17 protein-coding genes are annotated in these 17,477 nt (G+C 49.5%); 6 read left to right on the top strand and 11 right to left on the bottom strand.

The features are described 5' to 3' along the window. The first annotated feature begins 129 nt into the window (after nt 1–129). A complete protein-coding gene (locus M3M35_RS03390) occupies nt 130–789 on the top strand; it encodes an SDR family oxidoreductase (protein ID WP_252750583.1) in 660 nt (219 codons plus the stop codon). A 69-nt stretch (nt 790–858) separates the two neighbouring features. Here the strand turns inward: M3M35_RS03390 and M3M35_RS03395 are convergent, their stop codons facing one another. The 4 genes from M3M35_RS03395 to M3M35_RS03410 form a co-directional block, all read right to left on the bottom strand. Further along, nucleotides 859–1,464: a DUF975 family protein gene (locus M3M35_RS03395; protein WP_252750584.1), complete on the bottom strand. Its 606-nt coding sequence runs from the start codon at nt 1,462–1,464 to the stop codon at nt 859–861. Between the two features lie 111 nt (nt 1,465–1,575). After that, nucleotides 1,576–2,943 carry an amino acid permease gene (locus M3M35_RS03400; RefSeq protein ID WP_252750585.1) on the bottom strand — a complete coding sequence of 456 codons (1,368 nt, stop codon included), beginning with the start codon at nt 2,941–2,943 and terminating at the stop codon, nt 1,576–1,578. A 336-nt stretch (nt 2,944–3,279) separates the two neighbouring features. Beyond that, complete coding sequence (locus tag M3M35_RS03405; protein ID WP_252750586.1) at nt 3,280–3,567, bottom strand: CsbD family protein; 288 nt, start codon at nt 3,565–3,567, stop codon at nt 3,280–3,282. An 81-nt stretch (nt 3,568–3,648) separates the two neighbouring features. After that, on the bottom strand, nt 3,649–4,575 hold the full coding sequence (locus M3M35_RS03410) for a metal ABC transporter solute-binding protein, Zn/Mn family (protein ID WP_252750587.1): 927 nt from the start codon (nt 4,573–4,575) through the stop codon (nt 3,649–3,651). Between the two features lie 130 nt (nt 4,576–4,705). Here M3M35_RS03410 and M3M35_RS03415 point away from each other — a divergent pair, with 130 nt between their 5' ends. From M3M35_RS03415 to M3M35_RS03425, 3 genes are all read left to right on the top strand, one after another. Further along, nucleotides 4,706–5,338, top strand: coding sequence for a TetR/AcrR family transcriptional regulator (locus M3M35_RS03415; RefSeq protein ID WP_252750588.1), 633 nt, complete (start codon nt 4,706–4,708; stop codon nt 5,336–5,338). Between the two features lie 82 nt (nt 5,339–5,420). After that, on the top strand, nt 5,421–6,419 hold the full coding sequence (locus M3M35_RS03420; RefSeq protein ID WP_252750589.1) for a D-2-hydroxyacid dehydrogenase: 999 nt from the start codon (nt 5,421–5,423) through the stop codon (nt 6,417–6,419). Between the two features lie 160 nt (nt 6,420–6,579). Continuing rightward, nucleotides 6,580–8,439 (top strand): monovalent cation:proton antiporter family protein, encoded by a 1,860-nt coding sequence (locus M3M35_RS03425; RefSeq protein ID WP_252750590.1) that lies wholly within the window; start codon nt 6,580–6,582, stop codon nt 8,437–8,439. A gap of 49 nt (nt 8,440–8,488) precedes the next feature. Here M3M35_RS03425 and xylB read toward each other — a convergent pair whose 3' ends face one another. From xylB to M3M35_RS03450, 5 genes are all read right to left on the bottom strand, one after another. Continuing rightward, a complete protein-coding gene (gene xylB, locus M3M35_RS03430; RefSeq protein WP_252750591.1) occupies nt 8,489–9,988 on the bottom strand; it encodes a xylulokinase in 1,500 nt (499 codons plus the stop codon). A gap of 93 nt (nt 9,989–10,081) precedes the next feature. After that, the gene (locus M3M35_RS03435; RefSeq protein WP_252750592.1) at nt 10,082–10,879 is read right to left on the bottom strand and encodes a DUF6681 family protein; all 798 of its coding nucleotides are present in this window, start codon (nt 10,877–10,879) and stop codon (nt 10,082–10,084) included. Between the two features lie 3 nt (nt 10,880–10,882). Then, complete coding sequence (locus M3M35_RS03440) at nt 10,883–11,347, bottom strand: hypothetical protein (RefSeq protein WP_252750593.1); 465 nt, start codon at nt 11,345–11,347, stop codon at nt 10,883–10,885. Nucleotides 11,348–11,398: 51 nt separating this feature from the next. Beyond that, the gene (locus tag M3M35_RS03445) at nt 11,399–11,980 is read right to left on the bottom strand and encodes a guanylate kinase (protein WP_252750594.1); all 582 of its coding nucleotides are present in this window, start codon (nt 11,978–11,980) and stop codon (nt 11,399–11,401) included. Between the two features lie 26 nt (nt 11,981–12,006). Continuing rightward, a complete protein-coding gene (locus tag M3M35_RS03450; RefSeq protein WP_252750595.1) occupies nt 12,007–13,134 on the bottom strand; it encodes a cation:proton antiporter in 1,128 nt (375 codons plus the stop codon). A 147-nt stretch (nt 13,135–13,281) separates the two neighbouring features. Between M3M35_RS03450 and M3M35_RS03455 the strand changes: the two genes are divergently transcribed. Beyond that, nucleotides 13,282–14,187, top strand: a complete 906-nt coding sequence (locus M3M35_RS03455; protein WP_252750596.1) for a proline iminopeptidase-family hydrolase — start codon at nt 13,282–13,284, stop codon at nt 14,185–14,187. 70 nt (nt 14,188–14,257) lie between these two features. Here the strand turns inward: M3M35_RS03455 and add are convergent, their stop codons facing one another. Next, complete coding sequence (gene add / locus M3M35_RS03460; RefSeq protein WP_252750597.1) at nt 14,258–15,277, bottom strand: adenosine deaminase; 1,020 nt, start codon at nt 15,275–15,277, stop codon at nt 14,258–14,260. A 138-nt stretch (nt 15,278–15,415) separates the two neighbouring features. After that, nucleotides 15,416–16,957, bottom strand: coding sequence for an ABC-F family ATP-binding cassette domain-containing protein (locus M3M35_RS03465; RefSeq protein WP_252750598.1), 1,542 nt, complete (start codon nt 16,955–16,957; stop codon nt 15,416–15,418). Nucleotides 16,958–17,077: 120 nt separating this feature from the next. Between M3M35_RS03465 and M3M35_RS03470 the strand changes: the two genes are divergently transcribed. Further along, nucleotides 17,078–17,461, top strand: coding sequence for a VOC family protein (locus M3M35_RS03470; RefSeq protein WP_252750599.1), 384 nt, complete (start codon nt 17,078–17,080; stop codon nt 17,459–17,461). Nucleotides 17,462–17,477: the final 16 nt, after the last annotated feature.

The raw sequence follows: 17,477 nt of genomic DNA on the forward strand, positions 1-17,477 counted from the left end.
AGTAATAAAAATACTACTAGAAATGATTCCATGATACAAGTCTCACCCCTTTAAAAACCAAAATCCTCGTAAAGTCCACCGAAAGCTTCTATAATGACGGTAGTTTGGCATTGGAAAGGAAGTTTACTTATGAAAATCATGCTCTTTGGTGGATCAGGCCGGGTTGGAACCGCCTTGACCCATGAATTACTCACGGATCCCGCTACCGAGGTCACCATTGCGGTGGCTCACCCCGAAAAGGCGACGGACCTCGCTGCGCTCGACCGGGTGACGGTCCACCAACTGGACCTGGCGACCAGCGACTTACAGACATTAACCCAGTTACTGACGGGCTTTTCCGCCGTTTACTTCGTTGCTGGTTCACGGAACCAGGATCTGATTAACGTCGACAGTTTTGGCGCCATCAAGACGATGTTAGCTGCAGAAGCGGCCCACGTGGAGCGCTACCTCATGTTGAGCTCATTTGGTGCTTTAGACATTAACAGCTGGCTGAACCAAGAACGCTACGCGAGCTTACAGGCTTACCAAGCCGCTAAGTTCATGGCCGATGACTATCTCAGCCACCGCACAAACCTGAATTACACGATTCTGCAACCAAGTTCCCTGACGGAAGCTCCCGGGACCGGACTCGTAACGTTAAATCCAGCCACTAACACCACTGGCAATCCCATCGCCGACGTGGCCGCTGTCCTTAAGGCTAGTCTCCAAAATCCCCACACCTACCACCAGGTAATTACAATGGAAAGTGGATCCACCCCCATCGAAACGGCCCTGAATGCCTTAAATTAATCTTTAACTAAAAAAAACCGGTCTGCCCCGAACATGCGGGACAGACCGGTTTTTAGTTTGGTGAGCAGGTTAAATTAGATCGGCTCCCACCCGGAGCGCTGCATGATAGTTCACCATGGTTCCGACGTAGTACGGCACCAGCCATAAAAAGCCAAGCCCCAGGGTCAAGACGGACAGGAACGCCCAACCAATGAACGACAGGTTCAACCAGAATAATTCTAGTTTATGCCCGTCCATTAACTGGCGACTCTCGGTGATCACTTCGTTTAAATCCGGAGTACTTTCACCCCGAATGACTTGTTCGCGATAGATAAACAGGGCCTGCGAATAGGCTAACCCCTTTATAATGCCGGGAACAACTAACAACAGTGACCATAAAAAGGTATAAATGGTCACCACGATGCACAACAAAAACGGTCCCCACGGCCGGGGCGTGCTGAGCATGTTCCGAAAGGTGGTCGTCAACGGGGTCGTCGGGGCCTGCTCAAATGCAAACCAGTCGCTGAAGGTAAAGACCATTCCCACCGTCGTAAAACTCGAAAGAATGATGTAAATGATTCCAGTGCTACTTGTAAAGTAGGTAATGACTACAAAGGGCAGCCCCACTAGGATAGCCGCCGCCCAGTTGCCTGCAAAACTCCGCAACGTTTTTTGTTTTAATAATTGAAAGTTCATCTAATTGACTCCTTCTCATCTATTGGTTATTTAATATTATATACCGTATAATATAAACCCGCAAGGATAAAAAAAGCCCCCGACCAGTTGGTAAGGAGCTTGTCAAACTAATTAATGCGCCTTGCGACGTTCAAACAATACGTACCCCACAACGAGGACCGCAAAGAAGATCACCGTCGCAATTACTGAAATCCGCGTTTTGGCGTTTACAAGTAACACAATTAAGACGGCCACGTAAAATAAAATCGTAGCGTAACTGGAACCTGGGAACCACGGCATCTTGAAGTGGTCCGCCGGATTCGGTTGGGTCCGCTTGTACTGAATGTGCGTAATCATGATGATGATCCATACGAAGATGAAGCTCATCGTGGCTACTCCCGTAATCAACAGGAAAATTTGACTTGGATAGAAGTAGTTTAACAGCACGATTCCCAAAAAGAGGATTGAGGAAAAGAGAATCCCCACGTAGGGCACGTTATGCCGGGATAACTTACTAAACGACTGGGGTGCCTGGCCGTTTTTCCCGAGGATGTACAAGGTCCGGGACGTGGAAAAGATTGCTGAGTTCGCTGCCGAGAGGGCCGAAGTCAGCACCACGAAGTTAATGATGTCAGCTGCATAGCGAATTCCCAGTCCCGAAAAGATTTGCACAAACGGCGACTGGTTCGGGTTAATTTGGTTCCACGGGTACACTGACATGATGACCACCATTGACCCCACGTAGAATAATCCAATTCGCATGGGCACGGAGTTAATGGCCTTCGGAATGTCCTTTTGCGGATCCCGAGTTTCTCCGGCCGTCAGTCCGACCATTTCAATCCCGGTAAAGGCAAAGATTACGATGGGAAAGGCCATGATAAAGCCAATTAGTCCGGTGGCAAAGAAACCTCCGTGGTCAAACAGGTTGGCCAGCGACGCCGTCGTGCCGTGCGTGTGGAAGCCAACGGCAATCATCCCGATTCCGGCCACGATGAGCGCTAAAATCGCAAAGATTTTAATGCTGGAAAAGGCCGATTCTAGTTCCCCAAACCAGGCCACGTTAATTAGGTTAAACATGACTAAGATGGTCACCACGATGAGGGGCATAATCCACTGGGGCAACTGCGGGAACCAGAAGTGCATGTAAATCCCGGAGGCGGTTAAATCCGCCATTGCGAGACTGGCCCAACTTAACCAGTAGGCCCAGCCAATCGCAAACTCCCACTTTTCCCCTAAGTACTGCCGGACAAAGTCAATGAAGGAGTGGAACTTGAGGTTTGATAATAACAATTCCCCAACGGCCCGCATCATCAAGTATGAGAAAATCCCGGTAATCAAGTAGGCGAGGATCAAGGCCGGACCGGCGGACTTAATCCCTTCCCCAGAACCTAAGAACAGTCCGGTTCCAATCGCGCCCCCGATGGCAATCATCTGGACGTGGCGTGAGGTTAAGCCCCGGTTTAAGTCCTGGGATTGCTGTTGTTGTGGTTTATCTGTCATTTTCAACACCTTTCTAAAAGAAAAATGTCTCCGTTTCAAATCAGGTCGGTTTGGCGTCGAGACATTTTTAAAGTTAATTTTATAAGTTTTCCTTAAATACGAGCTCCATCGTACCAAGATTCAGAATTAGTGTCAACTAAGTTAGCTAAGCGCCACTTCATGCTACACTAGAAACGGGAGGGATGCGTGCATGAAACTGAGAAACTGGTTAGTTGGCTTCGCCTTCGTGCTCATCGGGTTGTCCCTGATTGGACTCTCCTGGTATGCCAACCGGTAAAGCCCCACCACCAACTAAAAAGACGCTAATCACAATGATTAGCGTCTTTTTAAGGTGCCTTAGTCAGTTAAAGCATCCTTGGCGTCATTAACCTTGTCTTTTACGATGCCTTTGCCGTTTTCGAAGTCCCCTTCGAGTTTGGCCTTCGGGTCATCCTTCACAGCGCCTTCAACTTGCTTAGCCTTACCTTCTGCTTGGTCAGTAAAACTATCAATTTTTTCGGCTGCTTTGCTGCTTAAGTCTTCAAACTTGTCGGATAAGTCGTTCAAAGCATCCGTATCCTTTAATAACAAGTAACCTAAAGCGGCGTTCGCAGCTAAACTAATTCCTAAAAATAAGTCTTTCATGATTACACCCTCCTTTTAATTTGCCTTAAATGTAGCACATTTCCCCGGAAACTACCACCATTAACCCTAAGATTAGAAAAATTATTTGGCGTTGATTTCCTGTTGTTGCACCTTCAGCACTTCTTGGTATGTTTTCGTTAGCCAATCCACGTAGTTTTGCCCCTTCGGAATCGTTTCCGTCACCTTAACCACTGGGACATGGTGCTGCTTTGCGAGCTTGACCATTTGCGTCACCGTTTGACTGTCCGTTTGGGTGTTATCAACGAAAAAGGCCACGCGCTGATCAGTCAAGTCGCGCCGCATTGCTTTAATCGTCGCAGGTGAGGGATCAACCTCTTTTTCGGTCGCATTTTCAAAGTCACGGTTGTTGACCTGGTAACCCATCGCACGAAGGGCTTCATCAAACACCGGTTCACTTACATCCACCTTACGCTTTAAATCGTGTTCCTGTAAGTTGTTACGACTGGTTTGGGCTAACTCGTTCACTGGTTTTAACCGCTCTAAGTAAGCTTGCCCGTTTTTTTCAAACGTCTGGCGGTGTTCTGGTTGTAACTGACTAGCCACCTTGACCAAGCGGTGGACCACCGCTGGGGCCGTTTCCGGATTATACCAGAGGTGTTCATTGTCCCCGTTGTGCTTATGCATTAGTTTACCCACGTTGATTTGCGTGGTCCGGGAACTGGCATTTTGGGTCAGCTTTTGCATCCAGTCATCGTAGCCCAGCCCATTTTGAATGATCACGTTCGCGTCACTCACCTGGTGAGCAGCTTGAATGCTAGGTTCAAACTCATGCGGATCCACTCCACTGTTAACGAGGGAGGTCACCTTGCCGTACTTTCCCACGACCGCTTCGGCCATTTGACCGTAAATGTTGGTCGCGGCCACCACCTTAATCTGTTTGGGATGCCGCGCCGGTTCCGCCTGCTTCGCTTGCTTGCCACACGCCGTTAATCCGACTACGCACAACAGTGTTACCGTTATCAGCATCATTCGCCGTAATTTTGCCATTTGCTCCGTTTCCTCCTATAATTAAACCAGTGTTGCATTCGTCTTTTGCATGCTAATTTAAAGTTCGTTCACTAATATAACACTGTTATCTAAACATTGGCAACTAGTTTAAATCCAAGGAGTGTAATCCATGGCAACTACCAATTCACCCGCGTCCACCCACGACCTGCTCTTACAGGCCGGGTTAGCCGCCTTTCTCGACCACGGTTACGAACAAACCACCCTACGTGAAATCTGCCGTGGGGCCCACCGAACCACCGGTGCCTTTTACCAATACTTTCATTCCAAAGCCGACTTGTTAGCAGAACTACTCCAGCCGTTCTTAACCACCCTTACTACGACCTATGACCAGCAGTTAACAATCGGCTTAACCGAGCTCACTAATCAGAATGCCCCGGCCTTTTGGCAGGCAACGGTCATGAACCTGGACCCGGTCATTACCGAGTTATACCAGCAACCGAATCTGAAACAACTGCTCCTCTTTTGTGCGGACGGTTCTAAGTACGGACCACTGGCGGAACTCGCAACCCAGTACTTCACCACCCAGATTATTCGTGTCATTAACGCCATGCAGGAACGGGGCATTCTGCCGATTACCTTCCAATTTAACTACCAAGAACTCCATTTCCACGCCTTTGCGTTCTACGCCACGGTGGTCGATATTTTGCGCCACGACTACCCCCAACCAGAAACCCTTGTTTTGACCCACCAGTTGGAGCAGTTTTTCACCCCAAGTTGGCTCAACTGGCTTGAATTACAATAATTGTTACTTTTTGAGGCCTGCGAACCCGCTCACCACGATAAAATGCTATAATGAACTCGAAAAAGCAAAGGAGGATGTAATCATGAAGATTATTGCTTATGGAATTCGGAACGACGAAGAACCGTACTTAAAAGAATGGGAAGCGCAACACCCAGACGTTGAGGTGAAAAGTGAAGCGAACCTGTTAGACGAGCAAACGGTGGATGAAGCTAAAGGCTTTGATGGGGTGGTTGCTTACCAACAAAAACCCTACACCAAAGCAGTGCTTGATAAGCTCGGTCAGTACGGAATTCACGCCTTGTCCTTGCGGAACGTCGGTGTCGATAATGTCGATACTGCCGCTGCTAAGGCCAACGACATTCACGTAACGAACGTTCCCGCTTATTCCCCAGCTGCCATCGCCGAATTAGCGGTTACTGAAATGATGCGACTCCTGAGAAATACGAAGAAGTTTGAAGATAAAGGACGCCACGGTGACCTGACCTGGGCTCCAGACATTGCGGAAGAAATGAACCAACAAACCGTTGGGGTCTACGCAACCGGCCGAATTGGTCGCCAAGTAGTTAACATTGTCCGCGGCTTTGGTGCTAAGGTCATTGCCTACGATCCATTTCCTAATCCGGAATTACAAAAGGAAGGCATCTACGTGGACACGCCAGCTGAGTTGTACGCCAACTCCGACATTTTGACGTTGCATGCGCCGGCTCTAAAGGAAAACGACCACATGATTAACGACGACACGATCGCCCAAATGAAACCGGGCATTCGGTTAATCAACGCTGCTCGGGGTTCCTTAATCGATACTGACGCCTTGATTCGCGGCCTTGACAGTGGTCAAATTGCCGGAGCGGCCCTCGACGTTTACGAAAACGAAGTTGGGATTTTTAACACTGACTTTGGGAGTTTCGACAAAATTCCTGACGAACGCTTGAAGAACTTGATGCAACGGGATAACGTTTTAATTACCCCGCACATCGCCTTCTACACTAAGGTAGCCGTTAAGAACATGGTGCAAATCGCCCTTGACGCTAACCAATCCTTAATTCAAACCGGGGCTTCTGACAAAGAAGTTCAACTATAAACAGCTACAACCTGGAACGCTAAAAAACTGGTTTCTAACTCCCATTGGGGTCGCAGAAACCAGTTTTTTATGTTTTAATGGCTTTCTCATGGACAAATTCGTCCAAGTCTTTTATAACTAACTGTGAATTACTTATTTTGACATTCCATTGGAGGAACCTATGAATCAACTTTCCCTTGTTATCATTTTACTGGCCGCCCTCTTGATTCCGCTCCTCATGAGTCGGTTCAAGATCTCGGCATTGCCCACTTCAGTGGTTGAAATCCTGGTTGGGATTGTTTTAGGGCCCAGCTTGTTAAACTGGATTAATCCCCACCAGACCATTTTAACCTCCCTCTCGAGCATTGGGGTGATTGTCCTCCTGTTTTTAAGTGGGATTGAAATCGACTTTGACCTCTTTCGGCCCAAAACCAAAAACCCCAGCCAATTAGAACAAAAGGCCCGCCAACAGGTCTCGAAGTACACGCCGGTGCGGCTGGCCCTGTATGGGTACCTCACGATCATTGTTCTGTCGTTCGTCCTCGGTTATCTAACCAAAGTTACCGGCTTGTTTAGTGACGTGTGGCTGGCTTCGATCCTCTTCATGACGATTTCACTGGGAATTGTCCTCGCCGCCCTGAAGGAACGAGACGCCCTCAGTACTCCCTTTGGCCAAACCATCCTCTTGATCTCGGCCCTAGGAGAAATCGTACCGGTGTTTGGTCTCACGATCTACGCCTCCATCTTTGGCACCGAATCGAAATCCCTGTGGTTGATTCTGATTCTCTTTGCCGTGGCGGCCTTACTCCTCCTGCGCTTCCACAACTTTTTTGACTACTTCGATAAAATCAACAAATCAACCACCCAAATTGACGTTCGGTTAGCCTTCTTCATCATTGCGCTCCTCTCGGTCGTAGCGGTGACGGTTGGTTCCGAAGCCGTCTTAGGGGCGTTTGTCGGCGGAATGGTGTATAAACTTCTGAAACCATCCGAAGCGACCCGGGAAAAATTGGATTCGATTGGTTACGGCTTCTTCATCCCAATCTTCTTTATCATGAGTGGAGTGGGCCTTGATTTGAAAAAAATTCTGGCGGACCCCAAGGCCCTGCTCCTCATTCCGCTCATTTTATTAGGGTATTTAATTGCCAAGTTCGGCCTCTACCCCGTCTTTCGGCTCCGGTTTAACCGCCAAAATGCCCTGGCCGGAACAGCCTTACCGATGACCACCCTGACCATGGTACTGGCCATTTTAAGCGTGGCCAACAACCTCAAGGTACTCACTAGTCAACAATCAGGTGCCTTCCTACTGGCAGCCATCATCACCTGTTTGATCGGTCCCCTGGCGTTCAACCACTTCTTCAACCCGCAGGCTGACATTTACCACAAGCTACGGGTGAACATCTTCGGGGTTAACATTGTCACGATTCCGGTCGCCCAACAACTGGGCAAGAGTTGGTACGACGTCAACGTGTACACGGACAACCAGAAAAACTTCCAAACCTTTAACAGCGAGGCTAACGTGCACCTCCTCGACAGTTTAGACGTGCAGAAGCTCATTGAGAACGGGTACTTCGACTGTAACATCATCGTGTTTGCCTACTTTGACTCTGATACAAACTACCGACTGGCTAAGGCAGCCAAAGAATACGGGGTAAAGCGGGTGATTGCCCGGTTTGAAGACCGCAACGTTCACAACCAACAGGAAAAGGAACTGACCGCCCTCGGCGTGGAAGTTTACAGTACCTTTGCGGTCAACGTTGCCATGTTACGGGAGTTAATTGAAGTTCCATCCACCTTTAACATGATTAAATCTAACAGCGTCAAGCTCCACGAAGTTACCCTGCAAAACAGTAAATTTGCCGGGACGCGGATTAAAGACCTACCGTTTGGCACTGGCATCACCATCAACCGGATTTTCCGGGGTAAAAAGATTATTCAACCAACTGGTGATACGGTGCTGCGGTTACACGACAAAATCATCTTCTCCACTGATACGGATCAGAGTCCACAGATTCGCGAAGAAATTGCCAAATCAAATTAACTGGCACAAAAAAAGCCACCCACAGCGGGTGGCTTTTTTGTTTGGTTAGTTAACTTAAAAACCCACGGAGCCCCTGACTAAGCTTCCGGGTATCCGGATAAACCTGCTGATACAGGGCGTAAAGCTGATCATACTTCGTCATGTGGTCAGAAAGCGGCTCGTACTGATGACCGACGTGCACAAATTGTTGCGCACAGCTCGCACAATCAGCGTACCAACCTAAACCAACCGCTGCTAACATGGCGGCCCCTAATCCGGGCCCCTGTTCGTTGGCTAGGCTTTGAATTGGCACGTGCAAGATGTCTGCTAGCATCTGTAACCACAGTGGGCTTTGCGCCCCTCCGCCAATGGCAACGATTCGGTGCAAGTCCGCTCCAGCAGCTCGGTAAATTGCTAAGCAATCGCGAAAACTAAAGGTAATTCCCTCTAAAACCGCCCGGGTAAAATCACCCCGGTCCTGCGTTGCATCCATTCCGATAAAACTACCCCGTATGTCAGCATCGGCATGCGGAGTTCGTTCCCCCACAATGTACGGAGTGAACAGTAATCCCTTAGCTCCCAGGGGTGCAGTTGCTGCCCCGGCTAGCATCTGGGCAAACATCAAGTCTGAACAAAAGGTGCGGTGAAACCAGCTTAGCGAATACCCAGCCGCCAGGGTGACACCCATCGAATAGTATGCATCTGGAACTACGTGGTCTTCTAACTGAAGTTGCCCGTGGTACCGATCGGTGGGCTGCTCCTCATAGCGTAACAGCACCCCCGATGTTCCGATACTTAACAGGCCCATGCCCGGCTGTAAAATTCCTGCTCCCAGGGCCCCACACGCATTATCGGCGCCCCCGGCAAACACCTGAGTCGCCGTGGTTAGTCCGGAAAATTCTGCGTACTCGGGTGTAATGGTGCCAACCCGATCAATCGATTGCAACAGTGGTGGTAAGATCCGCATTGGAATCCCGAATTGCTGACAAATCGTTTGACTCCACTGGTTCGTATGAATGTCCAGCATGGTAGTTCCCGTGGCATCCGAATAATCAATCCCTAACTTCCCCGTCATGCGGTAGCGAACGTAATCCTTGGGCGTTAACACAACTGCTGTCTGCTTAAAGATGTCTGGTTCATGCTTTTTTACCCACAAAAGTTTCGGCAGGGTAAAACCCTCCAAGGGCCGGTTCCCAGTGATACGGACAAATTCAGTCCCCAGCTGTGTTTCAATGTCAGACCGTTCCGCGGTCGTTCGGGTATCGTTCCATAACATGGCAGGCCGTAACACCTGGTTCTCCTGGTCTAACAACACTAATCCATGCATTTGTCCTGAATAACTAACCCCCGCAATCTCCGTAGGGTCAATGTGATCATCGAGGATTAAGCGCACAATCGCAACCGTCGTCGCCATCACCCAATCATTGGGATTTTGCTCGCTGTAACCCGGATCGGGCTGATTTAAAGGATAACTAAAGGACTCCTGCGCTAGCACCGTCCCTGCCCGATTCACCGCTGACACCTTTACTGCACTAGTTCCCAAATCAATTCCTAACACACACGCTGTCATCACCTAATCCTCCTTCTACTTTTGTCTTCAGTATAGTCGCTTTTAGGACTGGCAACGAAAAAACCACCCAGTTTGGGTGGTTTTTTTCAGTGGTTATTTAGTTCGTGACGCAATTTCAACTTCAATGTGATAGTCCGCGGCTTTTTCCATGATCCCGCGCCGTCCCAGAAGTTTAAACTTCCCTCCGGTCAGGTAGGCGGCCGCTAAAAAGATTTCAACGTGGGCCGCATCAACCTCGGCAATTGACTGTAACCCTACTTGGGTAATCGTGCCCACTGGTTGAGCCTCAGCTTGGTTCACCCCCGCATACACCACGTGCTTGCCGTCCTTAAACTGCATGTCAAAATACGGTAGTAACGTGCCACTGCCGACCGCATTCACCTGGGTGCCGGTTTGCAAGCGTTGCTTTAACTCCCGGTCGCTCACCCCCGCGTAGTCCGCCGTCAGCAAGCCATGCTGGAGCAATTGCCCCGCTAGTTGGTTGATAAACTGTTGCTCGGTTGGTGTCGATACCAACTTGCCGGGCATGGTTTTACGGTTGTCATACAACCCGTTGGCAGGAATGTTGCGAACCTTAGTGGCCGTTGTCGCGGTTTGGGTCTGGGGTTTAATGTGTAACAGGCGGTAAATCCACGGGGTTAGGTCCAATCGCGAAGTCCGATTCGTGAAGTAATAGATGGTATTCAAATACAGGAAATACGCTAACACAATCGTAACTACCAACAGAAGTACGCCCCGTGCCCAAAATCCATTGGATAAAAACCGATAGGTAATATAGACCAGGTAGAGTTCCCCTAAAAATGAAAGCACGTCGTACAGGCGCCCCTTCGTTTTTGCTTCGATATTAATGTAACCAAGCCAGGAATTAATGGCATCAAGAAAAGTGAACATGAGTTACCGCCCCCCTTCTGACTGTTGACCACCATTCGTGGTATTCGTCTGTCCCGTTGAGTTCGAATTCTCCTGATTATTCGTGGTTCCGGTCGTAGTTCCGGTTCCCGTAGTTGGTTTGGAATCCGATTTTTGTCCCTCCGGTTGCTGATTAGTGGTGGTCGTTGCTTGGTTTTTGGACTGATTTGCTTGGTCCTGGTTACCCGTTTGCTCAGTCTGTTTTGGTTGTTCGTTTGAATTAGTTTGGTTCGTCTTTTGATCCGAATTCTGCTTGTTTTCCTGGTTTTGTTGCTCAGTCGGCGTTTGCTTTTGCTCATTCTTTTGCTTCGTTGGTTCCGATTTATGGTCCGTGACCTTGACCCCTTCACGCGTATTGGTAACTTGATTTGTAACCACGTTCGTTGCTCCCAAGGCTAAACAAATGGCAAAGATGGCAAACGGCGTGATAAACGGTGGCACCCGATTCATAAACCTCATCTCCTTTATCCCCTAGTATCGCAAATTGGGGTTAAGAATTACTTAATCGTTGCTTAATTTTTCAATAATTTGGGCTAACTTCTGGGTCGTCTGTTCCCAGTCCTGATTGGGAACGTAAATGCCCGTTTGTTGCAGGGCGCGCGGCAACGCCAAGTCCCGTTGGGTTTCGGCACTATGTAACCGGGTTTGGACCGCGGCCGGTGCATCTCCCCGTTTGAGCATTCGCTCCCGCAGTTGCTGGGGATCTGGAACCGCGAGGTAAATCACCACTGCCTGGTCTCCCAAGCGTTGCTGGTAAGTTGTCGCTCCCTTCGTGTCGAGCACAATCGAAGCAATCGAATGCTGCTGCCAAGCCCGTTCTAACCCTTCCCATGAGGACCCATACCGATTTCCGGCGTATTGGACGGCCTCTAAGAGATCAAGCGCGGCAAAACTGGCTGGGGTTTCAAAGTAGTAATCAACCCCGTCCTGTTCCTGGGCGCGGGGAGCCCGGGTCGTATGGGTAATGATTGGGGGAATGCCATAGGTCGTTTCTAAGTAGGTCTGCACGGTGGTTTTGCCCGCCCCGGCCGGACCGGTGATCACAATGATGTGCCGTTCTGTGCTTGATTGTGCTCGTTTCATTCCCTGAACCTCCGTTTCTCATTTCCCTATTTTTTAAGCCCCCACTTTAACATAATTGGTGACAAAATGGTGGTTAAAATCACAACGAAAATAATTTCTGAGTACAGGTGATTCGACAATAAGTGCGAACTTAGCCCCACTTGCGCCACAATGAGAGCCATTTCCCCACGCGAAACCATTCCGGCTCCGATCACGTTGCTATCCTTCCAACTAAAGCCCAGTACCCGGGCACCGAGGCCACAACCAACCCACTTGGTTAGTAGGGCCACGATGGTCAGTAAGATAACAATTAACCAACCCTGCCAGCTCGTTACTAGTTTTAACTCGAGCCCAACGGACACAAAGAAAATTGGAATCAATAAGGCATACCCAATGATATTTGTGCTCCGCTCGATGGTCGACCGGGCAGGCGTAAAGCCCACGGCAATCCCGGCAAAAAAGGCCCCCAGGACGGAACTCAAGTGACAAACTTCTGCCAGTTCCGCGAGTGAGAAACAAAGCACGATCCCGATGATGGCGAGCGCAATCTCGTCGTCAAAGTGCATCCCAATTTTAATGATCTCCGGCACAATCCATTTCACCATGACCACTAAGAACAGGAGGTAGAGAACTTGTAACCCGATGATGACGGCCAAGTTCCCCCCAGCCGTGAAGAAGCTGGTAAACAGGCTTAGCAATACGATTGAAATCACGTCATCAACCACGGCAGCCCCTAAGATGACCGCCCCGGCGACCGTTTGCAGCTTGCCGTATTCTTGTAACACGGCCACGCTAATTGAAACGGAAGTGGCGGCAAAAATGACCCCCCAGAAGAGGGATTCAACCATGCCCTGGTGAAATAACATTCCCATCCCAAAGAAAACCACCAGTGGGAGCACGACTCCACACACGGCAATCCCCGTGGCAGAGACCAGGTACTTCTTCACCTGTTTAAAGTCACACTCCAAGCCAGCTAAAAACATTAACAAAATAATCCCTAAGTCCGCGCTCACTGACAAAATTTCGTTGAGCTTGACCCAGTTTAACAACGCCGGTCCAATCACGATCCCAGCGATAATCTGCCCCACCACACTGGGCAGGCCAATGCGACTCGCCAAGTAGCCAAATAACAGGGCGGCGACCAATACAATCCAAATGCTCCCTAAGTATTCCATCGTTACTCCATTCTTTTCTTAAAAAATTCATTCTACTTACTATCTTACACACTTTTTTTGGATTTGGGTACTCCGTTGCTCCTAAGGTGTCGACCACCAGCAATCGTGGTATGATGAGGATAAACTAAGCAAAGCAGGTGGAAGAACATGCAAACAGGCACAAAAATTATTACCCTCGATAACGGTTACCATTTATGGACCAACACCCAGGGCACGGGCACGATTCACTTACTGGCCCTCCACGGTGGTCCCGGTGGAACCCATGAATACTGGGAAGACACGGCCCAACAGTTACACAAACAGGGCTTAGACGTTCAGGTCCATATGTACGACCAACTTGGATCCTGGTACTCCGATACTCCGGATTGGGACGATCCAGACGTTGCCAAGCGCATTCAAACCTACGATTACTACGTCGATGAGGTGGAAGAAGTTCGGCAAAAGCTGGGGCTTGATCAGTTTTATCTGATTGGGCAATCCTGGGGAGGCGCCCTCGTTCAAATGTACGCAGCCAAATACGGAGACCATTTAAAGGGAGCCATCATTTCATCCATGGTTGATCGGATTAGCGATTACACGGACCACCTCGCTGAGATTCGTCAAACTGCCCTAACCCCCGACGAACTCGCCTACATGCAACAGTGTGAAGCTACCAATGACTATGATAACGACCGCTACCAGGCCTTAGTAACCCGGCTCAACGAGGAATACGTGGACCGCAAGCAACCGGCCGCAATTGCACACTTGGTCAATACGATGAGTGTCCCGTTGTACCACGCCTTTCAGGGAGACAACGAGTTCGTAATCACCGGCAAGCTCAAGGACTGGAACTTCACAGACCACCTGCAAGACATTCACGTTCCCACCCTCGTAACCTTTGGTGAACACGAAACGATGCCCCTTGCTACGGGCCGGCGCATGGCCAGCATGATTCCCCATGCTCGCTTTGCTTCCACGCCTAATGGAGGGCACCACCACATGATTGATAACGCCCCCGTCTACTACGATCACCTGGCCAGCTTCATTCGCGACGTCGAAACCGGTCAATTCTAACTCCAGATCCAACCAAAAAAGCCTAACAGCAGTACTGCTGTTAGGCTTTTTTGATTCTGACGATTAATCCTCATTCGTCCGCTTCAAACGCCGTGATTTGTTCCAGCAACGTCGCTTTCGTTGTCGGATCTGCAAACGAATGCCGCATCGCCGTTTGATTGCACCGGCGTAACTGTTCCTTGGTTAACCCGTTGTGTTGGGCCAGTTGGAAGTATTCTTCCGTGAGGGTTGTGTCTGAGACCGTACGGTTATCAGTATTGATGCAGAGCGCTTGCCCCTGCCCTAACCACCGCTGCAATGGATAGTCCTCAATCCGGGCCAGGTTGCCCGTTTGACAGTTACTGGTTGGACACCCTTCAATACAAATTTGCCGGTCAGCTAATAACCGCTCCACGGTTTCATCACCGTTCGCTGCGATGCCGTGCCCAATTCGCTGGCTCCCCGCCTGCACTGCTTCCACCACGTTGTGAGCGCAGCCACACTCACCCGCGTGCAGGGTCAGTTGGACGCCTAAATCGGAAACGGCCGCCTGTAACGCGTCCTCGTATTCTGGAACAAAGTCATCGGATTCCGGCCCAGCGAGATCAATCCCGACAAGCTGATCGCGAACCTCATCCAGTTGCTCAAAGTCGTGGTGCACCGCCGCACCATTCTCCGTCCGCATGCCACACACAATTAAATTCCCCTTAATTCCATAGGTCCGCTCCCCTTCAGCAATCCCCGCGGCCACCGCTTGAACTGCTTCTGGAATAGTGAGTTGCCCCTGGGTTGATAAACTCGGTGCAAACCGCAGCTCTATGTAACAAACTCCGTCTTGATGGGCCTGTTCCATCACGTCATACGCGGCGCGTTGCAGGGCCGGCACCGTTTGTAAAAACGGCAGCACAAAATCAAAGGTTTGGAGATATTCGCTTAAATCACGGCATTGCCGTGGGCCCACCATCTTGCGGGTTAATTCCATCAAATTGGATTCAACTGCCATCCCCTGACTGCGGGCAATTTGCCGTAACGTATGGGGACGAATGGAGCCATCTAGGTGACAATGAAGTTCGGCTTTGGGGAATCTTTGGATCTCAGCTCGAGTTAACATCTTACTTCCTCCTTAGAACAACGGTTGCATAAATTGCATTTATGTTACCGGATTCCAGCATTAAATGCAACTTGCCTTAAACGCTCCCCACCAAAAAAGGGCGAACCTTCGTCCGGGTTCACCCTTTTTCCATTCGGTTTAGTGTAAACTAAGTTTTTCCACGTCAATCGTTTTATCGGCCAGTCCGGCCGCAAAGCTCGCCTCGTGACTCACGATGATCGCATTTCCGGGGAAGCGTTTGATGGCGGCCTGCAGGGCGGCCTTGGTTTCATCATCCAAGTGGTTAGATGGTTCATCTAAAATTAAGAAGTTACTCGGGACAAATTCCATTAACGCCAGCTTGACCTTCACCTGTTCCCCTCCGGAGAGGGTGCCAATCGGCTTAAAGGCGTTGGCCGTGTCCAATCCGACTTGGGCTAACTTGCTCCGAATTTCCTTTTGGGTCAGCTTCGGATACTGATCCTGAATCAGCTGCATCGGCTTTTGGTTCGGATTGTCCCAGACTAGGTCCTGACTAAAATAGTTTACCTTAGCCGAGGGGGAAAACTCGGCGGAGCCCCCAAGTGCCGGAATGATTCCGAGGATACTTTTAATCAGGGTCGACTTCCCCACTCCGTTAAATCCTTGTAAAACCACCTTTTGATTGGTGTCCACGGAGAAGGTCACCGGTTCTAGCAAGGGGGCGTCATACCCCACTGATAGTTGATTTACCACCAGTGCATTTTGCGAACCGGTCTCTGAATAAGGGAAGTCAAATTCAGCTTGAATGTTATTCTTCGGTGGTTCAATCACGTCCATCCGGTCCAACATCTTTTCTCGGGACTTCGCCATGGTGGACCGACTACCGGCCTTGTTCTTTTGAATGAACTTCTTGGCCTTCTCAATCTCAACCTGTTGCTTTTCGTACTCACGTTGCTGGGTCTTTTCCTTTTCATCCCGTTGCCGCATCGCTGATTTAAAGTCGCCCCGGTACTTCGTAATCTTCCCGAAGGCGAGGTTAATGATGCAGTTCGTGACGGGTTCTAGAAAGTCGTAATCATGGGAAATAATCAGAGCGGCGCCATCAAAGTCATTCAGATAGTCCTCCAACCACTTGATGTGGGCGGTATCCAGGTAGTTGGTCGGCTCATCTAAAAGTAAGACGTCGGGATGTTCCAAAATCAACTTGGCAAGAATGATCTTAGACCGTTGTCCCCCACTCATCGTTGCGACTTCTTGTTCCCGCCCCAGGTCATCCAGGCCGAGCCCCGTAATCACTTGTTCAACGCGGGTTTCAACGTCGTAAAATCCGTTTGCATCGAGTTGCCCGGACAAGCGGGCCGCCTTCTCCATCAAGCGTTCGTCCATTGTTTCGGCGTATTCGGTGTATAACGCCGTCATCCGTTCGTTCATGGCGTACAAATCGGAAAAGGCGGTGTGCAAGAACTCAATCAGGGTCATCCCCTTGGGAATATCAACGTACTGGTCTAAGTACCCAACTTTCGTGCCCTTTTGCCACTGGACGGAGCCCGTGACTGGCAGTTCCTGCCCGGTCAAAATTTTGATCAGCGTCGATTTGCCGACCCCATTTTGTCCGACGACCCCCATGTGTTCGCCCTTATTTAATTGAAAGTTGGCATTCGAATACAGTTGCTTATCTGCAAAACTCATGCTCAAATTGGATACTTCTAAAAGTGCCATTAATCTCCCTCATATTCCGTGTTTTAATCCATAACTCCTACAATAGCATTTGGCCTAATTTGGAGTCAATCCATATTAATGTTATACTGGTATGTATCATTTTGAAAGGAGTTGAAATATTTGCGCGTACGAGACGTCGATCAAGTGGTGGTCACGGTTGATGAACTGGAAGCCGCCCTGCGGTTTTACCACGAAGTTCTAGACCTCCCCTTATTAAAGGAAACCGCTGATCAGCTGTTATTCCAGCTCGGAAAACAAACCCTAGTTTGCCAACTCCCGAGTATTTCAGGACTTACTGCTGCTCAGCCCACGGCCGGGTCAACGGCCTTTAGCATTTTAGCTAAGGATTCCTTAGCCACGATTCAAGCGCACCTAGCCAACTACTTCATTGACATCGTCGCCGGTCCAATCGAACGGCAAACTGCTAAACACCAGGTCCGCTCCTTGTTCATTCAGGATCCCGCTGGTAACCTACTGGAAATTAAAGAATACCAATCGAATTAACGTTTTGTTTTAAAGA

It is taken from the genome of Fructilactobacillus myrtifloralis (assembly GCF_024029335.1).
Taxonomy (GTDB): Bacteria; Bacillota; Bacilli; order Lactobacillales; family Lactobacillaceae; genus Fructilactobacillus; species Fructilactobacillus myrtifloralis.